General features: G+C 61.6%; 24 protein-coding genes. 19 read left to right on the top strand and 5 right to left on the bottom strand.

Annotated elements, in window-relative coordinates; all coding sequences use genetic code 11:
* Positions 1 to 665: type VI secretion system tip protein TssI/VgrG (tssI, locus tag AC3WRD_RS14060; protein WP_492574064.1), on the bottom strand; the 665-nt coding region annotated here is incomplete at its 3' end.
* Between the two features lie 130 nt (positions 666 to 795).
* Complete coding sequence (locus tag AC3WRD_RS14055) at positions 796 to 1311, bottom strand: Hcp family type VI secretion system effector (RefSeq protein WP_007918282.1); 516 nt, start codon at positions 1309 to 1311, stop codon at positions 796 to 798.
* Positions 1312 to 1838: 527 nt separating this feature from the next.
* On the opposite strand from AC3WRD_RS14055, the gene AC3WRD_RS14050 reads away from it, so the two are divergent.
* The 14 genes from AC3WRD_RS14050 (at position 1839) to AC3WRD_RS13985 (ending at position 17107) form a co-directional block, all read left to right on the top strand.
* The gene (locus AC3WRD_RS14050) at positions 1839 to 3461 is read left to right on the top strand and encodes a methyl-accepting chemotaxis protein (protein ID WP_096819669.1); all 1623 of its coding nucleotides are present in this window, start codon (positions 1839 to 1841) and stop codon (positions 3459 to 3461) included.
* A complete protein-coding gene (locus AC3WRD_RS14045) occupies positions 3461 to 3997 on the top strand; it encodes a chemotaxis protein CheW (protein ID WP_102621451.1) in 537 nt (178 codons plus the stop codon). Before AC3WRD_RS14050 ends, AC3WRD_RS14045 begins: the two co-directional genes overlap by 1 nt.
* Positions 3994 to 5268 (top strand): CheR family methyltransferase, encoded by a 1275-nt coding sequence (locus AC3WRD_RS14040; protein WP_102621450.1) that lies wholly within the window; start codon positions 3994 to 3996, stop codon positions 5266 to 5268. Before AC3WRD_RS14045 ends, AC3WRD_RS14040 begins: the two co-directional genes overlap by 4 nt.
* Positions 5268 to 5951, top strand: coding sequence for a chemotaxis protein CheW (locus AC3WRD_RS14035; RefSeq protein ID WP_096819677.1), 684 nt, complete (start codon positions 5268 to 5270; stop codon positions 5949 to 5951). Before AC3WRD_RS14040 ends, AC3WRD_RS14035 begins: the two co-directional genes overlap by 1 nt.
* Positions 5948 to 8242, top strand: a complete 2295-nt coding sequence (locus AC3WRD_RS14030) for a hybrid sensor histidine kinase/response regulator (protein ID WP_102621449.1) — start codon at positions 5948 to 5950, stop codon at positions 8240 to 8242. The genes AC3WRD_RS14035 and AC3WRD_RS14030 overlap by 4 nt, the downstream gene beginning before the upstream one ends.
* Positions 8239 to 9249: a chemotaxis response regulator protein-glutamate methylesterase gene (locus tag AC3WRD_RS14025; RefSeq protein ID WP_102650850.1), complete on the top strand. Its 1011-nt coding sequence runs from the start codon at positions 8239 to 8241 to the stop codon at positions 9247 to 9249. Before AC3WRD_RS14030 ends, AC3WRD_RS14025 begins: the two co-directional genes overlap by 4 nt.
* A gap of 48 nt (positions 9250 to 9297) precedes the next feature.
* Positions 9298 to 10299: a response regulator gene (locus tag AC3WRD_RS14020; RefSeq protein WP_096819664.1), complete on the top strand. Its 1002-nt coding sequence runs from the start codon at positions 9298 to 9300 to the stop codon at positions 10297 to 10299.
* Positions 10300 to 10405: 106 nt separating this feature from the next.
* A protein-coding gene (prfB, locus tag AC3WRD_RS14015) for a peptide chain release factor 2 (protein ID WP_102621447.1) occupies positions 10406 to 11501 on the top strand; the annotation gives its coding sequence in 2 pieces (ribosomal slippage) (positions 10406 to 10477 and positions 10479 to 11501; 1095 coding nt in all).
* 69 nt (positions 11502 to 11570) lie between these two features.
* A complete protein-coding gene (lysS, locus tag AC3WRD_RS14010) occupies positions 11571 to 13073 on the top strand; it encodes a lysine--tRNA ligase (protein ID WP_096819662.1) in 1503 nt (500 codons plus the stop codon).
* A 118-nt stretch (positions 13074 to 13191) separates the two neighbouring features.
* Entirely contained in the window at positions 13192 to 13896 is a 705-nt protein-coding gene (locus tag AC3WRD_RS14005; RefSeq protein ID WP_096819676.1) for a TetR/AcrR family transcriptional regulator, read from the top strand.
* A 46-nt stretch (positions 13897 to 13942) separates the two neighbouring features.
* A complete protein-coding gene (locus tag AC3WRD_RS14000; RefSeq protein ID WP_102621446.1) occupies positions 13943 to 14497 on the top strand; it encodes a hypothetical protein in 555 nt (184 codons plus the stop codon).
* Positions 14498 to 14530: 33 nt separating this feature from the next.
* Positions 14531 to 15808, top strand: coding sequence for a flavohemoglobin expression-modulating QEGLA motif protein (locus tag AC3WRD_RS13995; RefSeq protein WP_102621445.1), 1278 nt, complete (start codon positions 14531 to 14533; stop codon positions 15806 to 15808).
* 58 nt (positions 15809 to 15866) lie between these two features.
* Entirely contained in the window at positions 15867 to 16781 is a 915-nt protein-coding gene (locus tag AC3WRD_RS13990; protein WP_102621444.1) for an alpha/beta hydrolase, read from the top strand.
* On the top strand, positions 16778 to 17107 hold the full coding sequence (locus AC3WRD_RS13985) for a PA3694 family proteiin (protein WP_096819658.1): 330 nt from the start codon (positions 16778 to 16780) through the stop codon (positions 17105 to 17107). Before AC3WRD_RS13990 ends, AC3WRD_RS13985 begins: the two co-directional genes overlap by 4 nt.
* 65 nt (positions 17108 to 17172) lie before the next feature.
* Here AC3WRD_RS13985 and lptF read toward each other — a convergent pair whose 3' ends face one another.
* The 3 genes from lptF to AC3WRD_RS13970 all read right to left on the bottom strand — a co-directional run bounded on the left by lptF (position 17173) and on the right by AC3WRD_RS13970 (position 19040).
* On the bottom strand, positions 17173 to 17961 hold the full coding sequence (lptF, locus tag AC3WRD_RS13980; protein WP_096819657.1) for a lipotoxin F family OmpA-related lipoprotein LptF: 789 nt from the start codon (positions 17959 to 17961) through the stop codon (positions 17173 to 17175).
* Between the two features lie 55 nt (positions 17962 to 18016).
* Positions 18017 to 18421 carry a DUF4398 domain-containing protein gene (locus AC3WRD_RS13975; protein ID WP_102621443.1) on the bottom strand — a complete coding sequence of 135 codons (405 nt, stop codon included), beginning with the start codon at positions 18419 to 18421 and terminating at the stop codon, positions 18017 to 18019.
* A gap of 274 nt (positions 18422 to 18695) precedes the next feature.
* A complete protein-coding gene (locus AC3WRD_RS13970; protein WP_096819655.1) occupies positions 18696 to 19040 on the bottom strand; it encodes a pilin assembly protein in 345 nt (114 codons plus the stop codon).
* Between the two features lie 214 nt (positions 19041 to 19254).
* Between AC3WRD_RS13970 and ppc the strand changes: the two genes are divergently transcribed.
* The 5 genes from ppc (at position 19255) to AC3WRD_RS13945 (ending at position 24944) form a co-directional block, all read left to right on the top strand.
* On the top strand, positions 19255 to 21885 hold the full coding sequence (gene ppc / locus AC3WRD_RS13965) for a phosphoenolpyruvate carboxylase (protein ID WP_102621453.1): 2631 nt from the start codon (positions 19255 to 19257) through the stop codon (positions 21883 to 21885).
* A 300-nt stretch (positions 21886 to 22185) separates the two neighbouring features.
* Positions 22186 to 22833 carry an adenylate kinase gene (adk, locus tag AC3WRD_RS13960; RefSeq protein WP_096819653.1) on the top strand — a complete coding sequence of 216 codons (648 nt, stop codon included), beginning with the start codon at positions 22186 to 22188 and terminating at the stop codon, positions 22831 to 22833.
* 94 nt (positions 22834 to 22927) lie between these two features.
* Complete coding sequence (tsaB, locus tag AC3WRD_RS13955; protein ID WP_096819652.1) at positions 22928 to 23602, top strand: tRNA (adenosine(37)-N6)-threonylcarbamoyltransferase complex dimerization subunit type 1 TsaB; 675 nt, start codon at positions 22928 to 22930, stop codon at positions 23600 to 23602.
* Between the two features lie 173 nt (positions 23603 to 23775).
* Complete coding sequence (locus AC3WRD_RS13950; RefSeq protein ID WP_102621442.1) at positions 23776 to 24084, top strand: hypothetical protein; 309 nt, start codon at positions 23776 to 23778, stop codon at positions 24082 to 24084.
* A complete protein-coding gene (locus AC3WRD_RS13945) occupies positions 24084 to 24944 on the top strand; it encodes a DUF72 domain-containing protein (protein ID WP_102621441.1) in 861 nt (286 codons plus the stop codon). The genes AC3WRD_RS13950 and AC3WRD_RS13945 overlap by 1 nt, the downstream gene beginning before the upstream one ends.
* The last annotated feature ends 21 nt before the right edge of the window (positions 24945 to 24965 follow it).

The raw sequence follows: 24965 nt of genomic DNA, 5'->3' as shown, positions 1-24965 counted from the left end.
CGGCTGGTGCGGGTTTCCAGGCGCAGGTCGAAGCGCTTGATCACCGGGTCGCTGGCGACCATGCCGGAGTCCTGCTGGTAGGCCACCGGCGCCAGTTTGTGGAACACCGTCTGGTCATCGCCGAACACCAGTTTGTGCGCCGTGGCGCTGTGCTGGAAGTGGTAGTGAATGCCTTCTTCTTCGCACAGGCGCTGGATGAAATGCAGGTCCGATTCGTCGTACTGCACGCAGTAGATGCGCTCGGGGTAGATCGAACCGGTCTGGAACGCATAGGCGTTGCCCTGGATGCCATGTTCTTCGAGGACCTTGCCGATGATTTTCGGCACGCTGAGGTTCTGGAAGATCCGCTGGTTGATCCGGTGCGCCAGGTACGCCAGTTGCGGGCGCAGGGTCACGGAGTAACGCGTCAGGCGCTTGCCGGAATCGCCTTGCGCGGCGCGGTAGATCAGGCCGTGGATGCCGCTGCCGTCGGGCGACAGCTGCAAAAAGGCCGGTTTGTGCAGCAGGGTTTCGAGGTTCAGCGACGGCTGCTCACTGACCAGCTCCACCTCGAACACAAAAGGCTGGCTGATGGCTTCCCGACCGGTGAGGGTAAACACCTGAAAGTCGTTGGAAAGACCTTCGACGGTCAGGGCAAAGTGAGTTTCATTGGCCGGCGCGAACATCCCTTGTTCCTCGTGCTGTACAGCGGCGTTCGTCGATGACCGCCAGGCGGATCAACGCACGCGAAATTCTGGAGGGCGTAAACAACATCGACCAGCAGAGCTGGCCGATGCTTGAAACGATCAGCCGTAATTAAACGACTGGAGCACGCCAGTCATCGGAACCCGAAGTACCGGATACTTCGTGGGTCCAAGTGATTTTGCGGTAGGTGAACTGCACTTCTTCCAGGTGGGTGAAGTGCGAATTGCCTGGGTCCTGGCAGTTGTGCATTTTGTTGTTGATGGCGACGATGATCGCGTCTTCCAGTTTGGTGGTGTAGTAGTGCTCTTGGGTGCCTTGCGCCGAAGTGCGGTACCACTGGATAACGATTTCGCTCATGCGCTCGCCGGAGGTCAGAGCGGCTTGCAGCAGAGGCGAAGCCTTGTCGTAGACCTTGGTGATCACAACTGGCTTGTGCACGCGCTGACCGGTTGGCTGACCGGATTGCGGGTCACGCGGGATGATCACGTCGTGGGTGAAAGCCTGAACCATAACCTGGTCTTCGTGGCCTTCCTGGTAGGTGTTGCCAACGGAGTCGGCGGTGAAGGCGCCGGCAGTGATCAGGCCTTGTTTTTCGCCGGTAACCGACATGTACGCTGGTGTTGCCATGGGATGCTCTCCTTGCGGATAAAGTTAGGGTGCCCGGGAGGCGAAATCGCCCGGTGGGTGCCAAAGCTATATCAAGGACCGTGCCAGCTTTGCCAAAGTCTCCGTGATACGGGGGCGAAACTGCTGTTAAGTGCATGTTTCAAGATGTTTCATGCCAAATTAAGGCCAAAAGTGCGCAACTTCTTGCGCAGTACTGCGCAAGAAGTTGCGCACTCGGCTACAGGCGACGGTACTCGGGGGCTGTAGCGATATCGGGCGGCGATTTTGCGAATCAAGTGCGCAAGAAGTTGCGCACCATGGCACATGGCTACTGTGTCGCCAGATCATCTAAAACCGAAATGGCCAATCCATCGCCCCTTTTTGCCATTGCGTCACTGGCACGCCGCCCTCCGATTGCTTGAAAGTCCCTATCCAGAGCCCACCCCGTTTAACACCGGAAGGCTTGAGCGCGGCAAACCGTCTTATAAATGAAACACCGCCCTCAGCTATACTCCCCCGCAATTTCGATCTGGCCCCGAGGACTGACTGTGAAGAACTGGACGTTGCGCCAACGCATTTTGGCGAGCTTTGCGGTGATTATCGCCATCATGTTGCTGATGGTGGTCGTCTCGTATTCTCGGCTGCTGAAGATCGAAGCCAGTGAAAACAGCGTCCGTGACGACGCGATTCCCGGCGTCTATTACAGCTCGATGATCCGCGGCGCGTGGGTCGACAGCTATCTGCAGACTCAGGAGTTGCTGGGGCTGAAAGAAGGGCAGGGCGTCAGCAGTGAAGACGCGGCGGACTACCAGTCCTTCGAGAAACGTCTCCAGGAGCAGATGGCCAACTACCGCAACACCGTGACCACCGACGAGGACCGGATCGAGTTCGCCGCGTTTGAAAAGGATCACGACAACTACATGAAGATCCAGGACGCCGTGCTGGATCTGCACAAGCGCAATCTGGAAGCCGATGCGGTCAAGCTGTTCAACGAGAAGCTGACCCCGGCCTGGGTTGGCGGCCGGATGAAACTCAACGACATCATCGGCGAGAACAAGAAAGTCGCCGACCAGGCCATGGCCAACATCGACGACGCGGTGGCGGCAGCCAAGGTCAGCATGTTTGTCTCGCTGCTGGTGGCCGTGCTGGCTGCCGGTTTCTGCGGTCTGTTGCTGATGCGCGCGATCATGGCGCCGATGAACCGCATCGTGCAGATCCTCGAAGTCATGCGTACCGGCGACCTGAGCAGCCGCTTGAACCTTGAGCGCAAGGATGAGTTCGGCGCCGTGGAAACCGGCTTCAACGACATGATGACCGAGCTCACCTCGCTGGTGTCCCAGGCCCAGCGCTCGTCGGTGCAGGTCACCACGTCGGTGACCGAGATCGCCGCTACGTCCAAGCAACAACAGGCGACCGCCACCGAAACCGCCGCCACCACAACCGAAATCGGCGCGACGTCCCGCGAGATCGCGGCGACCTCCCGTGACCTCGTGCGCACCATGACCGAAGTGTCCACCGCCGCCGATCAGGCCTCGGTACTCGCCGGTTCCGGGCAACAAGGCCTGGCACGCATGGAAGACACCATGCACTCGGTGATGGGCGCGGCGGATCTGGTGAACGCCAAACTGGCGATCCTCAACGAGAAGGCCGGCAACATCAATCAGGTAGTTGTGACCATCGTCAAGGTCGCCGACCAGACCAACCTGTTGTCCCTGAACGCCGCGATCGAAGCGGAGAAGGCCGGTGAGTACGGTCGCGGTTTCGCCGTGGTCGCCACCGAAGTGCGGCGTCTGGCGGATCAGACGGCTGTCGCTACTTATGACATCGAACAGATGGTTCGCGAGATCCAGTCGGCGGTGTCGGCCGGGGTGATGGGCATGGACAAGTTCTCCGAGGAAGTGCGTCGCGGCATGTCCGAGGTCCAGCAGGTGGGCGAGCAGCTGTCGCAGATCATCCATCAGGTGCAGGCGCTGGCGCCGCGGGTGTTGATGGTCAACGAAGGCATGCAGGCCCAGGCCACCGGCGCCGAGCAGATCAACCATGCGCTGGTGCAACTGGGTGATGCCAGCAGCCAGACCGTCGAGTCGTTGCGTCAGGCCAGTTTCGCCATCGACGAACTGAGTCAGGTGGCCGTAGGCCTGCGCAGCGGCGTTTCGCGATTCAAAGTCTGATGAGCGAAATCACCGCCAAACGCAGCGCTGCACCGGTGGCGAAGCAGGCGTTGTTCCTGCTGTTTCGCATCGGCAGCGAACGCTACGCCCTGCGTGCCACGGAAGTGGCCGAAGTGCTACCGCGCCTGCCGTTGAAGCCGATTGCCCGGGCGCCGCACTGGGTGGCGGGGGTGTTTGCCTATCGCGGTTCGGTGGTGCCGGTGATCGATCTCAGCGCCCTGACGTTCGGTCACCCCGCCGAGGCGCGCACCAGCACACGGCTGGTGCTGGTGCATTACCGCGCGGATGATTCGCAACCCTCGCAATGGCTCGGCTTGATCCTCGAGCAGGCCACCGACACCCTGCGTTGCAACCCTGATGATTTCCAGCCGTACGGCCTCGACAATCGTCAGGCGCCGTACCTGGGCCCGGTGCGCGAAGACGCTCGCGGACTGGTGCAATGGGTGCGGGTCAATGATCTGTTGGACGAGACGGTGCGCCCGCTGTTGTTCCCGACGCCGCCGTTGGACCCGGCGCGGTTTGAGGAGCAGCCATGAGCAGCGACCAGCGCTTCTTCGATTTCCTCAAGGAACGCATCGGTCTCGACGTCGCTTCGGTCGGGCCGGCGATCATCGAGCGAGCGGTGCGCCAGCGCATCATCCTGTCGCAAATGGTCACCGCCGATGAGTACTGGCAAACGCTGCAAGGCTCGCGGGACGAACAGCAAGCGCTGATCGAGGCGGTGATCGTCCCTGAGACGTGGTTTTTCCGTTACCCGGAATCCTTCGCCACCTTGGGCAAACTGGCGCGCAAGCGCCTGGCCGAGCTGAACAACATGCGTGCGCTGCGCATTCTCAGCCTGCCGTGCTCCACTGGTGAAGAACCTTATTCGATTGCCATGGCGTTGCTCGATGCGGGCCTCAAGCCCCATCAGTTCAAGGTCGATGGCATGGATGTCAGCCCCTTGTCGGTGGACAAGGCGCAACGGGCGCTGTACGGCAAGAACTCGTTTCGCGGCCAGGAACTGGCGTTCCGCGAACGGCATTTCATGCCGGAGGACGAAGGCTATCGCCTGAATGAATACGTGCGCGAACAGGTGCGTTTGCAGGTCGGCAATGTGCTGGATCCGACGCTGTTGGCCAGCGAGCCACCGTTCGATTTCGTGTTCTGTCGCAACCTGCTGATCTATTTCGATCAACCGACCCAGCAACAGGTGTTCGCCGTGCTCAAGCGCCTGACCCATGTGGATGGCGTGCTGTTTATCGGCCCGGCTGAGGGCAGCCTGCTCGGACGGCTGGGCATGCGCTCGATCGGGATTCCGCAGTCTTTCGCGTTCAGTCGCCACAGCGACCCGCAACCCGAACCATTGCCAATGCCGGTCGCGATCCCGACACCGTTGCCCGTGCGCCAGCCGGTGCGCAGCGCGCCACCGCCGCCCGTGCGCAACCGGCCGTTTGCCGCGGTGACACCGTTGCCCGCCACCGTCAAAAGCCCGAATCCCGATGCCACGACCCTGCTGGCCAACATCGCTGCCCTGGCCAACGAAGGCAAAAGCGCCGAAGCCCGCGCTGCGTGCGAACAGTATTTGCGCAGCCATGAGCCGGTGGCCCAGGTGTTTTACTGGCTTGGCCTGCTCAGCGATGTTGCCGGCAGTGCTCTCGAAGCCCAGGGTTTTTACCGCAAGGCTTTGTACCTCGAGCCGCAACACGCCGAAGCCTTGATGCACCTGGCCGGGTTGCTGCAGGCCCAGGGCGACACGGCCGGTGCCAGACGATTGCAGGAGCGCGCCGCCCGCAGCGGCCGCACCGCCGACAGTGAGCGTAAATGATGATCCCGTCCGACACCTTGAACGTCACCCACGAAGACGCCCGGGCCATCGACGATTGCTGGAATCGCATCGGCATCCACGGCGACAAGTCCTGCCCGCTGCTGGAAGAACACATTCACTGCCGCAATTGCTCGGTGTATTCCGCCGCCGCCACGCGCCTGCTCGACCGCTATGCGCTGCAGCAGGACGAACGCGATCCGGTGGCGATCCAGGTTGAGACCGAGCTGAAAACCCGTTCGCTGCTGATGTTCCGCCTCGGCGAAGAATGGCTCGGCCTGGCCACCCGCAGTCTGGTGGAGGTCGCGCCGTTGCAGGCGATTCACTCTCTGCCGCATCAGCGCTCCCGGGCCTTGCTCGGCGTGGCGAACGTGCGCGGTGCGCTGGTGGCGTGCCTGTCGCTGGTCGAACTGCTCGACCTCGACAGCAACGCCGCCCCGGCGACGGGCGCACGGATCATGCCGCGCATGCTGATCATCGCGGCCCAGGGCGGGCCGGTGGTGGTGCCGGTGGACGAAGTCGACGGGATTCACGCCATCGACGAGCGAATCCTCGATGCCGCGTCGCGTTCCGGGGCGCAGGCCAGTGCGAAATACACCCGAGGCGTGCTGCCTTTCAAAGGTCGCAGCCTGCGTTGGCTGGATGAAGAACAGCTGCTGTCCGCCGTGACCCGGAGCCTCACATGACCCCCGAGCAAATGCGCGACGCCTCCCTGCTGGAGCTGTTCAGCCTCGAAGCCGAAGCCCAGACCCTGGTGCTCAGCGCCGGGCTGCTGGCGCTGGAACGCAATCCGACCCAGGCCGATCAGCTCGAGTCGTGCATGCGGGCGGCGCATTCGTTGAAAGGTGCGGCGCGGATTGTCGGCATCGACAGCGGCGTCAGCGTCGCCCACGTGATGGAAGACTGTCTGGTCAGTGCGCAGGAAGGGCGGCTGTTCCTGCGCCCGGAACATATCGACGCGCTGTTGCAGGGCACAGACTTGCTGATGCGCATTGCCACGCCGGCCAACGGCCCGCAACCGGCGGACATCGAGGCTTACGTGGCGTTGATGGGCAGTTTGCTCGATCCGGCTGCGCCGGCAGTGGTACCCGCCGCTCCGAGCGCGCCGCCGATGGCCGAGTTGCAGCTTCAGCCACCTCCAGTAGTTGAGCCGACGCCGGTTGAAATCCCCGTCGAAACTGCCGAGCCAGAACCCGCGCCGCGCAAGAGCAAGCGCACCACCGAAGGTGGCGAGCGGGTTCTGCGGGTTACTGCCGAGCGCCTGAATAGCTTGCTCGATCTGTCGAGCAAATCCCTGGTGGAAACCCAGCGTCTGAAGCCGCATCTGGCCACGATGCAACGCCTTAAGCGCATGCAGAACAACGGTCTGCGGGCGCTGGAAAGTCTCAATGTGCATCTCAAGGAGCATGCCCTGAGCCTTGAGGCCCAGGAAGCGCTGGAAGATGCGCGGCGTTTGCTCGCCGAATCCCAGCAGTTGCTGGCAGAAAAAAACGCCGAGCTCGACGAGTTTGCCTGGCAAGCGAGTCAGCGCGCACAAGTGCTCTACGACACCGCGCTGGCCTGCCGCATGCGGCCGTTTGCCGATGTGCTGTCGGGTCAGGTGCGGATGGTGCGCGACCTCGGTCGCAGCCTCGGCAAACAGGTGCGACTGGAGATTGAAGGCGAGAAAACCCAGGTCGACCGCGATGTGTTGGAAAAGCTCGAAGCACCGCTGACGCACCTGCTGCGCAACGCGGTCGATCACGGCATCGAAACGCCGGAAGAGCGCCTGCTCAAAGGCAAGCCCGAAGAAGGGCTGATCCGTTTGCGCGCCTCGCATCAGGCCGGTCTGCTGGTACTGGAACTGAGCGATGATGGCAACGGTGTGGACCTGGAAAAAGTCCGCCGCAGCATCGTCGAACGCCAGTTGTCACCCGCCGAAACTGCCGCCCAGTTGAGCGAAGAAGAACTGCTGACGTTCCTGTTCCTGCCGGGCTTCAGCCTGCGGGACAAGGTCACCGAAGTCTCCGGGCGTGGCGTCGGCCTCGATGCCGTTCAGCACATGGTCCGCCAGTTGCGCGGCGCGGTGGTGCTGGAGCAGACGGCAGGCGAGGGCAGCCGCTTCCATCTCGAGGTGCCGCTGACCCTGTCGGTGGTGCGCAGTCTGGTGGTGGAGGTCGGCGATGAGGCCTACGCCTTCCCGCTGGCGCACATCGAGCGCATGTGCGACCTGGCACCGGACGATATCGTGCAGGTCGAAGGCCGTCAGCATTTCTGGCACGAGGGCCGCCATGTCGGGCTCGTCGCGGCCAGTCAGTTATTGCAGCGTCCGGCCAGTCAGAACAGTGGCGATACCCTGAAAGTCGTGGTGATCCGCGAGCGCGACGCGATCTACGGTGTGGCGGTCGAGCGTTTCATCGGTGAGCGCACGCTGGTGGTGCTGCCGCTGGACGAGCGACTGGGCAAGGTGCAGGACATTTCCGCCGGCGCTCTGCTCGACGATGGCTCGGTGGTGCTGATCGTCGATGTCGAAGACATGCTGCGTTCGGTGGACAAACTGCTCAACACCGGGCGTCTGGAGCGCATTGCCCGCCACGGCCATCAGGCCGCAGAAGCGGCGCGCAAGCGGATTCTGGTGGTCGACGATTCGCTGACCGTGCGCGAGTTGCAACGCAAGCTGCTGCTCAATCGCGGCTATGACGTGGCCGTTGCGGTGGACGGCATGGACGGCTGGAACGCCCTGCGCTCCGAGGACTTTGACCTGTTGATCACCGACATCGACATGCCGCGCATGGACGGCATCGAATTGGTCTCGCTGTTGCGCCGCGACAACCGTCTGCAATCGCTGCCGGTGATGGTGGTGTCCTACAAGGATCGCGAGGAAGACCGGCGCCGTGGACTGGACGCCGGAGCCGACTATTATTTAGCCAAGGCCAGTTTTCATGACGACGCCCTGCTCGACGCGGTGGTTGAGCTCATCGGAGGAGCGCGGGCATGAAAATCGCAATCGTCAACGACATGCCTTTGGCGGTGGAGGCCCTGCGCCGGGCGCTGGCCTTCGAGCCGGCGCATCAGGTGGTGTGGGTCGCCAGCAATGGCGCCGAAGCGGTGCGGCTGTGCGCGGAAGACACCCCGGACCTGATCCTGATGGATCTGATCATGCCGGTGATGGATGGTGTCGAAGCCACCCGGCGAATCATGGCCGAGAGCCCGTGCGCGATTGTCATCGTTACCGTTGACCGCCAGCAGAACGTGCACCGGGTGTTCGAAGCCATGGGCCACGGCGCGCTGGACGTGGTCGACACGCCGGCCCTTGGCGCCGGCAACGCCCAGCAGGCAGCGGCGCCGCTGTTGCGCAAGATTCTGAATATCGGCTGGCTGATCGGCGAGAAAACCGCTCGCGCCCGCCCGGCCCAGACGACACCGCGCAGTTCCGGGTCGTGCCAGCGGCTGGTGGCGATCGGATCGTCAGCCGGTGGGCCGGCGGCGCTGGAGGTTTTGCTCAAAGGCCTGCCGCGCAACTTTTCCGCGGCCATCGTGCTGGTGCAGCATGTCGATCAGGTGTTCGCCGCCGGCATGGCCGAATGGCTGGCCAGCGCCAGCGGCCTGGACGTGCGCCTGGCCCGGGAAGGCGAGCCGCCGCAGGCCGGCGCGGTGTTGCTGGCCGGCACCAATCATCACATCCGATTACTCAAGAACGGCACGCTGGCCTACACCGCCGAGCCGGTCAACGAAATCTACCGCCCCTCGATCGACGTGTTTTTCGAAAGCGTCGCCAACTACTGGAACGGTGACGCAGTAGGGGTTTTATTGACCGGGATGGGACGCGACGGGGCGCAAGGGCTTAAGCTCATGCGCCAACAGGGTTACCTGACCATCGCGCAGGATCAGCAAAGCAGTGCGGTGTACGGCATGCCCAAGGCCGCCGCGGCCATTGATGCAGCCGTAGAAATCCGTCCACTGGAAAAGATAGCGCCACGATTGCTGGAGATTTTCCCCAAATGAACACGTCCATCCGCAATCCTGGCCCCCGCAGCACTCAGGTGACCGCCCATGAATGACTTACAGATCGATGACATCAAAACCGACGAGAACGCCGCCATGGTGTTGTTGGTGGACGATCAGGCGATGATCGGCGAAGCCGTGCGCCGTGGGCTGTCGAATGAAGAGAACATCGACTTCCACTTTTGCTCCGACCCGCATCAGGCCGTGGCTCACGCGGTGCGGATCAAACCCACGGTGATCCTGCAGGATCTGGTGATGCCCGGCCTCGATGGCCTGAGCCTGGTGCGCGAATACCGCAATCACCCGGCGACCAAGGACATTCCGATCATCGTCCTGTCGACCAAGGAAGACCCGCTGATCAAGAGCGCGGCGTTTTCGGCCGGGGCCAACGATTACTTGGTGAAGTTGCCGGACAACATCGAACTGGTGGCGCGCATCCGTTATCACTCGCGCTCCTACATGACCCTGCTGCAACGGGACGCGGCCTATCGCGCGTTGCGGGTCAGCCAGCAGCAATTGCTCGACACCAACCTGGTCTTGCAGCGGCTGATGAACTCCGACGGCCTGACCGGGCTGTCCAACCGCCGGCACTTCGACGAATACCTGGAACTGGAATGGCGCCGCTCGCTGCGTGACCAGAGTCAGTTGTCGCTGCTGATGATCGACGTCGACTACTTCAAGTCTTACAACGACACGTTCGGCCACGTCGAAGGCGACGAAGCCCTGCGCAAGGTCGCCACGGCGATCCGCGAGGCCAGCGCCCGGCCGTCCGACCTGCCGGCGCGTTATGGCGGTGAAGAGTTTGCGCTGGTGCTGCCCAACACCTCGCCGGGCGGGGCGCGACTGGTGGCGGAGAAGCTGCGCCAGACCGTGGCGGCACTGAAGATTCCGCACAATGCTCCGGTCGAAGGGTCGAGTCTGACCATCAGCATCGGCCTGGCGACGATGGTGCCGGAGGCGGGCAGCGACTGCCGGTTGCTGATCTCGGCGGCGGACCGTGGTTTGTATCTGGCGAAGAACAATGGGCGCAATCAGGTGAGGATCGAATGAACCATCGGGTTCATTCGCCTCAAGAGCCGCCAGACGGGCTGCCGTGACAGCTTGATTACGTTATACTCGCCGGCTTTCAAAAGTTCGCCAACGAGTGCTGCCCGTCATGGAAATCAACCCGATCCTGAACACCATCAAGGACCTGTCCGAGCGCTCCGAAACTATTCGGGGGTATCTTTGACTACGATCAAAAGCATGAGCGTCTGATCGAAGTCAATCGCGAGCTTGAAGATCCTGCAGTCTGGAACAAACCTGAATACGCCCAGGAACTGGGCCGCGAGCGCGCTGCGCTGGCGCAGATCGTCGACACCCTCGACGAACTGAACGGTGGCCTGGCCGATTGCCGCGAGCTGCTGGACATGGCCGTTGAAGAGAACGATGAGGGTGCGGTCAACGACGTCGTCGAAGTCCTTCAAGGTCTGGAAGAGTCCCTGTCCAAGCTCGAATTCCGCCGTATGTTCAGCCACGAGATGGACCCGAACAACGCCTACCTGGACATCCAGGCCGGTTCCGGCGGCACCGAAGCCCAGGACTGGGCCAACATCCTGCTGCGCATGTACCTGCGCTGGGCCGACAAACGCGGTTTCGACGCGACCATCATGGAGCTGTCGGCCGGTGAAGTCGCCGGGATCAAGGGCGCTACCGTGCACATCAAGGGCGAATACGCCTTTGGCTGGCTGCGGACCGAGATCGGCGTGCACCGTCTGGTGCGCAAGAGCCCGTTCGACTCCGGCAACCGTCGCCACACCTCGTTCTCCGCGGTGTTCGTCTCGCCAGAGATCGACGACAAGGTGGAAATCGAAATCAACCCGGCAGACCTGCGGATCGACACCTATCGTTCCTCCGGTGCCGGTGGTCAGCACGTAAACACCACCGACTCGGCCGTACGTATCACCCACGTACCGACCAACACCGTGGTCAGCTGCCAGAACGAACGTTCCCAGCACGCGAACAAGGACACCGCCATGAAAATGCTGCGGGCCAAGTTGTACGAGCAGGAAATGCAGAAGCGCAACGCGGCGTCCCAGGCGCTGGAAGACACCAAGTCGGATATCGGCTGGGGTCACCAGATCCGTTCGTACGTGCTCGATGCGTCGCGGATCAAGGATCTGCGCACCAACATCGAACGCAGCGATTGCGACAAGGTGCTCGACGGCGACATCGACGAATACCTGGAAGCCAGCCTGAAATCGGGGCTGTAAGCTTTCACCCGACCTCAAGTCCCCCGCCATCGGCGGGGGCAACGAACCTGTGATGGAATATTTAAAGACATGAGCGACCAACAACTCGATCCGCAAGCCCTGCAACAGGAAGAAAACTCCCTGATCGCCCTGCGCAAGGAAAAGCTTGCTGCCGAGCGCGCCAAGGGCAATGCCTTCCCGAACGACTTCCGCCGCGAAAACTACTGCGAAGCACTGCAGAAACAGTACGCGGACAAGACCAAGGAAGAGCTGGCAGAGGCTGCGATCCCGGTCAAGGTTGCGGGTCGCATCATGCTCAACCGTGGCTCGTTCATGGTGATCCAGGACATGACCGGTCGCATCCAGGTCTACGTCAACCGCAAGACCCTGTCTGAAGACACCCTGGCCGCGGTGAAAACCTGGGACATGGGCGACATCATCGCCGCCGAAGGCACCCTGGCCCGTTCCGGCAAGGGCGACCTGTACGTCGAGATGACCAGCGTGCGCCTGCTGACCAAATCCCTGCGCCCGCTGCCGGACAAGCACCACGGCCTGACCGACACCGAACAGCGCTACCGTCAGCGCTACGTTGACCTGATCGTCAACGAAGACGTGCGTCAGACCTTCCGCGTGCGTTCGCAAGTGATCGCGCACATCCGCAGCTTCCTGATGAAGCGCGACTTCCTCGAAGTCGAAACGCCGATGCTGCAGACCATTCCTGGCGGCGCTGCGGCCAAGCCGTTCGAAACCCACCACAACGCGCTGGACATGGAAATGTTCCTGCGTATCGCGCCAGAGCTGTACCTCAAGCGTCTGGTGGTTGGTGGCTTCGAAAAAGTGTTCGAGATCAACCGCAACTTCCGTAACGAAGGCGTTTCGACTCGTCACAACCCTGAATTCACCATGTTGGAGTTCTACCAGGCTTACGCCGACTACGAAGACAACATGGACCTGACCGAAGAACTGTTCCGTGAGCTGGCGCAGCTGGTTCTGGGCAGCACCGACGTGCCGTACGGCGACAAGGTGTTCCACTTCGGCGAGCCGTTCGTGCGCCTGTCGGTGTTCGACTCGATCCTCAAGTACAACCCCGAGCTGACCGCCGATGACCTGAACGACATCGACAAGGCTCGCGCCATCGCCAAGAAGGCCGGTGCCAAGGTGCTGGGCTTCGAAGGTCTGGGCAAGCTGCAGGTGATGATTTTCGAAGAACTGGTCGAGCACAAGCTGGAGCAGCCGCACTTCATCACTCAGTACCCGTTCGAAGTGTCGCCGCTGGCCCGTCGCAACGATGACAACCCGAACGTCACCGACCGCTTCGAGCTGTTTATCGGCGGCCGTGAAATCGCCAACGCCTACTCCGAGTTGAACGACGCGGAAGACCAGGCCGAGCGCTTCATGGCGCAGGTGGCCGACAAGGACGCCGGCGACGACGAAGCCATGCACTACGACGCCGACTTCGTTCGCGCGCTGGAGTACGGCATGCCGCCAACGGCCGGTGAAGGTATCGGTATCGACCGTCTGGTGATGTTGCTGACCAACTCCCCGTCGATCCGCGACGTGATCCTGTTCCCGCACATGCGGCCACAAGCGTAAGTGTTTCAATAAAAAAGCCGCCTGAAATGGGCGGCTTTTTATTGCCTGTCTGGTACAAACGTATCAAATGGTTAATTTTGAAGAAAACAACAGAGGTATGCCTGTCGTGATCGGTGCAATGGCTCAAGAGGGTGCAGCGGGAATCGCCACTGCGGTCGCTGAAAGTGTTCAGTACCAGGGCCGCAAGGCCAGCCGACAGGGCAGCGAGCAGCGTCGGCAGGACATTCTCGACGCGGCGATGCGCATTGTCGTGCGCGACGGCGTGCGTGCCGTGCGCCACCGTGCGGTGGCGGCCGAAGCCGGTGTGCCGTTGTCGGCGACCACCTATTACTTCAAGGACATCGATGACCTGCTCACCGATACCTTCGCCCAATACGTTGAACGCAGCGCGGCCTACATGGCCAAGTTGTGGATCAACAACGAAGGCCTGCTGCGCGAAATGGTGGTCAGCGGCGACGGCAGCCCGGAGTCGCGCTCGCAGCTGGCGGACGATATCGCCCGGTTGATGGCTGACTACGTGCACCGGCAACTGGTCAATCGCCGCGAGCACTTGATGGCCGAACAGGCTTTTCGTCAGGAAGCGCTGCTCAACCCGCGTCTGGCGGTATTGGTGCGCTCCCACCAGCAGATTCTGTTGCAGGGCACCTGCCAGTTGTTCCAGGTGCTGGGCTCACGCGAGCCGCAGCAGGATGCCAAGGTGTTGACGGCGATTATCGGACGGATGGAATATCAGGGCCTGCTCAACGACGCCGAGCCTTTGGCCGAAGAGGACATGCTCGGCATTCTGACCCGCTATATGCATCTGGTGCTGGCGTCGATGTAACGCTCCCACAGGTCCGGTGGCGAGTTCGGTTCATAGGGAGTGTTGAATGAAAGCCTGGCGTGGCGCGTTGATCGCGCTGTCGTTCCTGCTGCTCAGCGGTTGTCTGGTGACCTTCAAGGAGCCGCTGCCCGCCAGTGAGCCGGCGCCCAAGGGCCTGCTCGGCCAATGGTCGAGCACCAACGCCTGGGGCGAACCGATGAACCTGGAACTGACGCGCCTGGGCAACGACCGCTATCAGGCGGTCGCGTACTTCAAGTCCAGACCGCGCGAGCGCGAAGCCTATCCGTTCACCGTGTCGCGCCATGGCAACCGCTGGTATCTGTCGGCGAAGGTGCCGGCGCAGTATGGCGGGCACTTCACCATCGCCGGTTTCGAACTCACCGATAAGCACGAACTGGTGATCTACAACCTCGATCTCGAACAGATCAACCAGGCCATCGCGCAGAAAAGCCTCGACGGCCAGGGCTTCCAGACCGATGACGGCGAGGGCGTGCAAGTCGACAGCACTCTCGAAAAGGTCTTTGCTTACCTCGACGACCCGGCCAATTCCGACGTTTTCGTCGAAGCGGCGCGCTATCAGCATCAGGCCAAGGCCAAATAATTCAGTTCGTCATGTTTTCTACAGGAGTTTCGGGTGGACGATTACCAGCAGACGATACGCACGCTGTCCGATCGCATTGTGCTGGCGCAGACGCCGATTCGCGTCCTTGACGCAGTCAAGTGGGACGAGAACATCCGCAAGGGTTTTCTCAAGGCCAAGGGCAAGGAATTGCCGGCGGTGGATCGCGACTACTACCTCAACCGGCCGCTGTCTTTCGATTCGAGCAAGGTGAAGCTGGAATTCCAGAACATCGAGCGCGACATCACCCGCCAGCTCGGCCAGTTCAACCCGGTCGGCCAGATCATGCGCCGCATGTGCAAGGAATACCGGATGGTGGTGCGCATGCTCGAAGCGCGCGGCACCGAGGATTTCGGCTTGATTTCCCAGGAACTGTACGGCGCTGCGTCCGATGCGTTCCACGCCGGTGACCCGACCCTGGCCGACCTTGGCCTGATGATGTCGGACTACCTGAACAACATCGACGGCCGTGGCGACCTGAAGGACGAACCGAAGATCCTCACCGCCAAGGATGCCGTGCACCTGCTGCAAACCCGCCTGAACAAGGTGTTCGGCGAGGCCGAGGAAACCATCCGCGTGTTCGAGTCCGACGGGATCGTCGCCGACGCGGCGGCGGGCGCCGACTACATCAAGATCCGCACCGACGCGATGTTCAACGACCGCGACGTGCGCGCGCTGGAAGTCCACGAAGGCCTGGTGCACGTCGGCACCACGCTCAACGGTCTGAACCAGCCGATCTGCACCTTCCTGTCCAAGGGCCCGCCCTCGTCGACGGTGACTCAGGAAGGCCTGGCGATCCTGATGGAAATCATCACGTTCGCCTCCTACCCGAGCCGCTTGCGCAAACTGACCAACCGCACCCGCGCCATTCACATGGTCGAGGAGGGCGCGGACTTCCTGCAGATCTTCGAGTTCTTCCGCGAGCAGGGCTTTGAAATGGCCGAAAGCTATGGCAATGCCAGTCGGGTTTTCCGGGGATCGACGCCGACCGGTCTGCCATTCACCAAAGACTTGTCCTACCTCAAGGGCTTCATCATGGTTTACAACTACATTCAGTTGGCCGTGCGCAAGGGCAAGCTTGAGCAGATCCCGCTGTTGTTCTGTGGCAAGACAACCCTTGAGGACATGCGAACCCTGCGTCAGCTGGTGGATGAAGGCCTGGTGGTACCGCCGAAGTATCTGCCGGACCAGTTCCGCGACATGAACGCGTTGTCGGCGTGGATGTGCTTCTCCAACTTCCTCAATCACTTGAGCCTGGACCGGATCGAGGCCGATTACTCGAACATCCTGTAGCCCCCTTGAACGTTCCCACGCGCTGCGTGGGAACCCGAATTTCGCGAGGTTTCAACGGATGAGAATCCTCGGCATCTTCTGCCTGCTCCTGACCCTCGGCGGTTGCAGCTCTTTGCTGTTCTACCCCGAGCCGGGTCAGATCTTCACGCCGGAAAAGGCCAAACTCGAATACCGCACCGTCACCCTGACCACCGCCGACGGCCTCAAGCTGAACGCCTGGTGGCTGCCGGCCAAACCCGGTGTCGAGGTCAAGGGCACGGTCCTGCACCTGCACGGCAACGGCGGCAACCTGCCGATGCACCTGGGCGGGAGCTGGTGGTTGCCGAAAAACGGCTATCAAGTGCTGCTGGTGGACTATCGCGGTTACGGCTTGTCCGAGGGCGAGCCGAGTCTGCCGGCGATCTATCAGGACATCGACGCCGCGTTCGCCTGGCTGGACAAGGCGCCGGAAGTCAAAGGCAAACCGCTGGTGTTGCTGGGCCAGAGCCTCGGCGGCTCGATGGCCGTGCATTGGCTGGTACAACATCCGGAAAGACAAAAGCAACTCAAGGCGCTGGTGCTCGACGGTGTGCCCGCCAGTTATCGCAGCGTCGGCCAATACGCCCTCAGCACTTCATGGATGACCTGGCCGTTCCAGGTGCCGCTGTCGTGGCTGGTGCCGGACGGTGACAGCGCGATCAACGCGATGCCGCAACTCAACGGCGTGCCGAAACTGATCTTCCACAGCCTCGACGATCCGCTGGTGCCCCTTTCCAACGGCATCCGTCTGTATCAAGCTGCGCCGCCGCCTCGCGTGCTGCAACTGACTCGCGGCGGCCATGTGCAGACCTTCGGCGATCCGGTGTGGCGTCAGGTGATGCTGCGCTACCTCGACGATCCCGAGCACTTCAACGGCCTGCGCCGCCTCGGCGAAGTCCCGAATTATCCGCCTCCCCAGAATTCTGAAGCTGAACCACCAGAGAGTCCGCAATGAGTGAAGAACGTAACGCCATCCCGCTGATCATCACCGGTATCTGCAGCATCCTCGGCACTGTTGGTGCCCTGTGGTACTACGGTTACCTGCACTTCGCCAAACCCGAGGATGCGTTGCTGCTCAACGAATTCACCATGCTCAAGACCATTCCCGGCGAAGACTACAAAGTCTCTCTGGACCCGGCGCCGCAAGTGGCGCAATGCATCGATGGCGTGCTGGTGCTGTTCGACACCGAACAGAAAGGCCTGACCGGGGTGTTGATCAACGGCCAGAAAAAGGCTGTGCGCTGCATGGGCCAGGAGACCCCGCAGAAGCTGGAAGAGTAAGCCTGCGGCAAACAAAAGCCCCGCCTGATCAACTCAGGCGGGGCTTTTTCGTTACCGCGTGACGCTTAGTTCGAGCTGACAGCCGAACGCGGAATCACCGGCTGGTTGTCGTTGGAAATGGTCACTTCCACCCGACGGTTCATCGCACGGCCCGAGACGCTGCCGTTATCCGCCACCGGGTATTCCTTGCCATAACCCTGCACCACGATGCGCGACGGATCGACGCCCATTTTGATCAGCGCCACCTGCACCGAAGTCGCACGACGCTCGGACAGCGACTGGTTGTAGTTTGCCGCGCCAGTGCTGTCGGTGTAGCCCTCGACGATCACTTTGCGATCAGGGTTTTCCTGAAGGAATTGCGCCAGTTTGTTGATGTTCACCAGGCCGCTGGATTTCAGGTCGGCCTTGTTGGTGGCGAACAGCACGTCACCGAAGGTCACCAGCGTACCGCGATCGGTCTGCTTGGCGTTGAGGCTGTCCTGCAACTGCTTGATCTGTTGATCGCGGGCATCCAGACGTGCCTGGGCACGTTGGGCGGAGGCGTTCTTCAGGTTGTTTTCAGCGGTGCGCAGGGCGATGGTCTGCTTGGCCACTTCCACGCGCTGGTTGGTCAGGTAGGCCAGTTGGTCAACCTTGGCCGCGTTTTCCTTGTCCAGATAGGCCTTGTCAGCCTTGTCCAGGTAATCGCTGGCGTCCTTGGTTTCCAGTGCGGCCACTTTGCTCGCCTGCGGGTTGGCCTGCAGACCGGCGTAGTTGGTGCGCGCCTGTTCCAGGTTCGGGTTCGGCGGCGTCGAGCAGGCAGCCAGGGCAACACTTGCGGCCAGCAGAGCGGGGATCATCAGTTGTTTACGCATAATCGTTCGTCCTTTCTATCGGTAAGAGATTCAGCCTTGCAGTCGGGATGCGCGCTTATTGCACGGTGCGCTGACTTTCCTGACGCAGTTCCTGAACACCTTTCTGGGCATCCTTCACAGCCAGTTCAGCCTTGGCCGCCTGAGCCTTGCGTTCTGCTACGCGAGCGTCCCACTCGGCCTGCTCGGACAGTGTGCGAGCCTCGTCATACTTCTTGTCGTGCATGGCGATTTCGGCTTGTTTGAGCTTGTCCTGTGCCTGCTTCATTTCCACGGCGGCGAATTCGGTGCCACCGGCACTGACCGCGCTGTTGACCGCCGATTGGGTGACGGCGTACTGCTCGGTCGGTGGATTGCCGGCGCAACCGGCCAGCACGAAGCTGGTGCCGATAGCGAGAGCGGCCAGTTTCAGACCGCGCAGGTGGGAGAACGAGGTTTGGGTCTTCATGGTCTTCAACTCCATTGGTTAACTCCTTGAAAGCTTCGAAATCCATCCTGGTAGCGGAGCCGCAACCGTCATGTGCAAGTGCGTTTTGAAACGCTCGTTCCAGGCGTGGTTACCTGTTCCGACCGAAGGCTTTTTTTAAAAGTTCAGAAAAGATGGCTCATCGCCAAAAAATATTCTGACCGAATGGACAGGGCTCTAAACCGGGAACTTTGGACGCGCGCAGCGGTATCCCCGAGCCATTTCAGACTCGGGGACAGGGCTGTTCAAGGGAGAGGAGAGGCAGGAAAAATCAGTGTTTCTGCTTACCGACGGCGGCCGATAAATCGTGCAGATGACGCCGCGACAACGCGAGAAAACGCGGCGTCGGGCCGACGTCTTCATACAGTGGATCACCTTCCTCATCAGTGGCGACCACGGTCGAACCTTTGACATACGGCAGGCTTGCTTCGAACTCTTCGAGGGCGGCGCCGATCAGCTCGCCGAGCAGTTCTTCGGCGTGGCGTTTGGGGTACATCTCGGCGATCGCGGCCAGCCGTGCGGCCGCTTCCACATCCAGATGAATCGTGTAGCCGGTCTCGGTCAGACGACCCTTGGCGGTTTCTTCCCAATGCTGGGCGAGTTCACGGATTTTCATAATGACCTCATGTCGCACCTGCTCGTGGCAGGTCTGGGTGAGTGTCCGCCGTCAGCCGGCGGCAAGCCGTTGTGGGGCTTACTGTTGAGACTAGCTTCAAGCCTCAAGGTTTAAAGTCCCTTCGTCGTCTGCTTGTAAGAAGCGTCCCAGAGCGGCACTCTCTGTTCATCCACTCACTTGCGATCCGTCACCGATTACTGCTGGAGAGATGCTGATGACCGATATTGATGCACGCTTGCGCGAAGACGTTCACCTGCTCGGTGAGCTGTTGGGCAACACCATCCGTGACCAGTACGGCGAGGCGTTTCTCGACAAGATCGAGCAGATTCGCAAGGGCGCCAAGGCTGACCGGCGCGGCTCGATGGACGCCGAACTCAGCGCCAGCCTCAATCAGTTGAGCGAAGACGAATTGCTCCCGGTGGCGCGGGCGTTCAACCAGTTTCTCAACCTGGCGAACATCGCCGAGCAGTACCAGCTCATCCATCGCCGCGAAGAGTCGCAGGCCGCACCGTTCGAGTCCCGCGTGCTGCCGGAATTGCTCGCCCGTTTACGTGAAGAAGGGCACAGCGCCGACTCCCTTGCCCGACAGTTGTCGCGACTGGAAATCGAACTGGTGCTGACCGCGCACCCGACCGAAGTGGCCCGGCGCACGCTGATCCAGAAGTACGACGCGATCGCCGCGCAACTGGCGGCCCAGGATCACCGCGACCTGACCAGCGCCGAGCGCGAGCAGATCCAGAACACCCTGCAACGTTTGATCGCCGAAGCCTGGCACACCGAAGAAATCCGCCGCACCCGGCCGACCCCGGTGGACGAGGCCAAATGGGGTTTTGCAGTGATCGAGCACTCGCTGTGGCAGGCGATTCCCAACCATATGCGCAAGGCCGATCAGGCACTGTTCGCCGCCACGGGCCTGCGTTTGCCGCTGGAGGCTGCGCCGATCCGCTTCGCTTCGTGGATGGGCGGCGACCGTGACGGCAACCCGAACGTGACCGCTGCCGTGACCCGCGAAGTACTGTTGCTGGCGCGCTGGATGGCAGCAGATTTGTATTTGCGCGATGTCGATCACCTGGCGGCTGAACTGTCGATGCAACAGGCCAGCGAATCGCTCAAGGCCAAGGCCGGCGACAGCGCCGAACCCTATCGCGCCGTGCTCAAGCAATTGCGCGAGCGCCTGCGCGCCACGCGCAACTGGGCCCATGCATCTTTGGCGGCGACCACTCCGGCACCGGCCGATGTGTTGCACAACAACCGCGACCTGCTCGATCCGCTGGAGCTGTGCTACCACTCGCTGCACGAGTGCGGCATGGGCGTGATCGCCGACGGGCCGTTGCTCGATTGCTTGCGCCGGGCCGTGACCTTCGGCCTGTTCCTGGTGCGCCTCGATGTGCGTCAGGATTCGTCGCGACACAGCGCGGCCATGACCGAAATCACCGATTACCTCGGCCTCGGTCGCTATGAAGACTGGGACGAAGAACAACGCATCAGCTTCCTGACCCGCGAACTGCAAAATCGTCGGCCGTTGCTGCCGGCGCATTTCAAACCCTCGGCGGACACTGCCGAAGTGCTCGCCACCTGCAAGGAAATCGCTGCCGCGCCGGGCGCTTCGCTGGGCTCCTACGTGATCTCCATGGCCGGCGCTGCCTCCGATGTATTGGCGGTGCAACTGCTGCTCAAAGAGTCTGGCGTACTGCGGCCAATGCGCGTGGTGCCGCTGTTCGAAACCCTCGCCGACCTCGACAACGCCGGCCCGGTGATCGAGCGCCTGTTGCTGCTGCCGGGTTATCGCGCGCGCCTGCAAGGCCCGCAGGAAGTGATGATCGGCTATTCCGACTCGGCCAAGGATGCCGGCACCACCGCGGCGGCCTGGGCGCAATATCGGGCGCAGGAACGGCTGGTGGAAATCTGCCGCGAGCAGCAAGTCGAACTGCTGCTGTTCCACGGTCGCGGTGGCACCGTGGGCCGTGGTGGTGGCCCGGCTCACGCGGCGATCCTGTCGCAGCCGCCGGGTTCGGTGGCCGGGCGTTTCCGCACCACCGAGCAGGGGGAAATGATTCGATTCAAATTCGGCCTGCCTGACATCGCCGAACAAAACCTCAATCTCTATCTGGCTGCCGTGCTCGAAGCGACCTTGCTGCCACCGCCGCCACCGACGCCGGAATGGCGACATCTGATGGACGAATTGGCCGCCGACGGTGTCGCCGCTTACCGTGCCGTGGTGCGGGAAAACCCACAATTCGTCGAGTATTTCCGCCAGTCAACGCCAGAGCAGGAGTTGGGACGTTTGCCGTTGGGCAGTCGTCCGGCCAAGCGCCGTGCTGGCGGCATTGAAAGCCTGCGGGCGATTCCGTGGATCTTCGGCTGGACCCAGACCCGCCTGATGCTGCCGGCCTGGCTCGGCTGGGAAACCGCGTTGAGCAAGGCGCTGGCGCGTGGCGAAGGCGAATTGCTGGGGCAGATGCGCGAGCAGTGGCCGTTTTTCCGTACGCGCATCGACATGCTGGAGATGGTGCTGGCCAAGGCTGACGCCGACATTGCGCTGTCCTACGACGAGCGACTGGTTGAGTCGGACTTGTTACCTTTGGGTGTGCACTTACGCGACCTATTGTCGCAGGCATGTTCCGTGGTCCTCGGCCTGACCGGTCAGTCGCAACTGCTGGCACATAGCCCGGACACCCTCGAATTCATCCGTCTGCGCAACACCTATCTCGACCCGCTGCATCTATTGCAGGCTGAGCTGCTGGCGCGTTCGCGGCAGCAGAATGTCGAGCAGGGCAGCCCGGTGGAACAGGCGTTGCTGGTGTCTGTGGCGGGGATTGCCGCCGGTTTGCGAAATACCGGCTAAGGTTTTCTGCGTGGGGCGGGGCACCCGGGGCAAACGTCGGGTGCCGTTTATTGATCGTGGGGAAAATGCGGTCAGGCGACAGTTAATGATGGGGTTGCGACTTGGGGAACCGCGTCGCAAGGTCGCGGCAGGCGCCGGTTTCTCCGACTTTTGGCGTCTTGTGTGGGCGCAGCCTGCTGTGTATCTTGGTCAGCCTCTGGCCGTTTGGGCGGTCACGACCCTATTTCCAGGATTTCGCCCCATGAGGCGAATCCGTTGTTTTGCAAAAGCTTTTTATAAAAAAATTGAGGAGCACATCTAATGCGCGTCATTCTGCTGGGAGCTCCCGGGGCCGGTAAAGGTACTCAGGCTAAGTTCATCACCGAGAAATTCGGCATCCCGCAAATCTCCACCGGCGACATGCTGCGTGCTGCGGTCAAGGCCGGCACTCCGCTGGGCGTTCAAGCCAAGAGCATCATGGATGCCGGCGGCCTGGTGTCGGATGACCTGATCATCGCACTGGTCAAGGACCGCATCGCTCAGGCTGACTGCGCCAACGGTTTCCTGTTCGACGGTTTCCCGCGCACCATTCCTCAGGCTGAAGCGCTGGTGACTGCCGGTGTCGAGCTGGATGCCGTGGTTGAAATCGCTGTTGAAGACGAAGAAATCGTTCAGCGTATCGCTGGCCGTCGCGTTCACGAGGCCAGCGGTCGCGTGTACCACATCGTCTACAACCCGCCGAAAATTGCCGGTAAAGACGACATCACCGGTGAAGAGCTGGTGCAGCGCAAGGACGACACCGAAGAAACCGTGCGTCATCGCCTGTCGGTCTACCACTCGCAGACCAAGCCGCTGGTGGATTTCTACCAGAAGCTGTCGGCTGCCAACGGCAAGCCGAAGTACAGCCATATCCCGGGTGTCGGTTCGGTTGAAGCGATCACCGCCAAGGTTCTTGAAGCGCTGAGCTGAAAAACCTGATCCGCTGCATCATCCACGGCCCGCTTGCGGGCCGTAGTTGTTTATACTGGCGCACTTTTTCCCCACCTGATTTACGGACACATCGATGAGCACCTTGCTGGCCCTGGACACCGCGACTGAAGCTTGCTCCGTTGCCTTGCTGCATGACGGCAAGGTCACGAGCCATTACGAGGTGATCCCGCGCCTGCACGCGCAGAAACTGCTGCCGATGATCCAGCAACTGCTGGCCGACGCTGGCACCACGCTGCAAGCCGTGGACGCTATCGCCTTCGGTCGTGGCCCGGGCGCTTTCACCGGTGTGCGCATCGCCATCGGCGTGGTGCAAGGCCTGGCGTTTGCGCTGGATCGCCCTGTGTTGCCGGTGTCGAATCTGGCGGTGCTGGCGCAACGTGCTTATCGCGAACACGGCGTGAGCCAGGTCGCGGCGGCCATCGATGCGCGCATGGATGAAGTGTATTGGGGCTGCTATCGCGAGACGGCCGGGGAGATGCGTCTGGTCGGCACCGAAGCGGTGTTGCCGCCGGAAGTCGCCGCGCTGCCGGACGATGCGACTGGCGACTGGTTCGGTGCCGGCACCGGTTGGGGCTACGGCGAGCGCATCGCGGTCAATCTGAGCGGTTCCGACGCGGGCATGCTGCCCCATGCCGAAGACCTGCTGACGCTGGCCCGCTTCGCCTGGGCGCGCGGTGAGTCGATCCCGGCCGACGACGCCCAGCCGGTTTACCTGCGCGATAAAGTGGCCACCCCGAAAGCCCGCTGAAGACAATCACCCTGTGGCATCCGCCACAGGGTCCCGCCAGTTCCTGCCAATCGTCAGTTTCCAACGCCCCGCTTTAAACCTTTTGTCTTTTATGTGTTCTAGTTATCACTCGGCGATTTGCTAAGTCGGTCAGGTGCCGCTAAATTGCCATCATCGATACCGAGCATGACTTTATGCGTATAGACGGCGTTTCCACTCAGTCCTACCCCATCAAGCGCAAGCCTCGCAAAGGCAATCCGGCGCTGGATGAGTCCGTCGAGGATATCGACGGCGAGCTGGAATTCCCCACCGAGGCGCAACTGGCCGCCCGTGCCGCCAAAAACGCTGCGCAACGCCTGAGCAATCTGCCCGCCCGCCAACAAGACATGATTTATCACCGTGCGATGAAGAAAAGCGTGGCCATGGCCTTGGCCAGCTACCTGAGCACCGCCGGTTTTGTCGATTGGGACGCAGACGTGCTGGGCCTCGACCTTTACATCTGATGGATCTGCCTTACTACCTCGGTTGCCCGTCCTGGAGTGAAAACGCCTGGCGCGAGTATCTGTATCCGGTAGACGCCAAGACCTCTGATTTCCTCGGTCTCTATTCGCAAGTGTTCAACGCCGTGGAAGGCAACACGACCTTCTATGCCAGCCCCTCGCCGGCTACCGTGCAGCGTTGGGTGGAGGTCATGCCCGAGCACTTTCGCTTCACCGCAAAATTCCCCGGCGACATCAGCCATAGCGGCGATCTGCGCGATCAACTGACCGCCGCCGAAACCTTTATCCAGTTACTCAGCCCTCTCGGCGAGCGTGTGTCGCCGCTGTGGCTGCAACTGTCGAAGAGCTTCACTCCGCAACGTCTGCCAGAGCTCGCAGCCTTCATCGACGCGTTTGATCGGCCATTGGCGGTGGAAGTGCGGCACGAACAGTTCTTCGCCAAGGGCGAAAGCGAACGCCTGCTCAATCGTCTGCTGCTGGATCGCGGTGTGGAGCGCATCTGCCTCGATCCGCGCGCGTTGTTCAGTTGTCTGTCCACCGAGTCTTCGGTGATCCACGCCCAATCGAAAAAGCCCCGGGTGCCAACCCGTCCGGCAGCGTTCACCCAGTTTCCGCAGGTGCGCTTCATCGGCCATCCCGAGCTTGAAGCCAATGATCCGTTCCTGGTGCCGTGGGTGGCGAAAATCGCCGAATGGATCGAAGAAGGGCGCACGCCGTACATCTTCCTGCACACCGCCGACAACCTTCTGGCGGCGAAGCTAGCGCAACGTTTCCATGCACAACTGATGCAACGTTTGCCTGGCCTGCCGTCCCTGCCTGAGCTATACAGAGAGCCCGCTGCCGAGCAACTTGGCCTGCTCTGAGGCGGATTCTTTTTCCTGCCC

The sequence above is a fragment of the Pseudomonas sp. FW215-R2 genome, from assembly GCF_058789255.1.
Note: the sequence above shows the minus strand (reverse complement) of the source record. Positions and strands in the feature narration are given on the sequence as shown.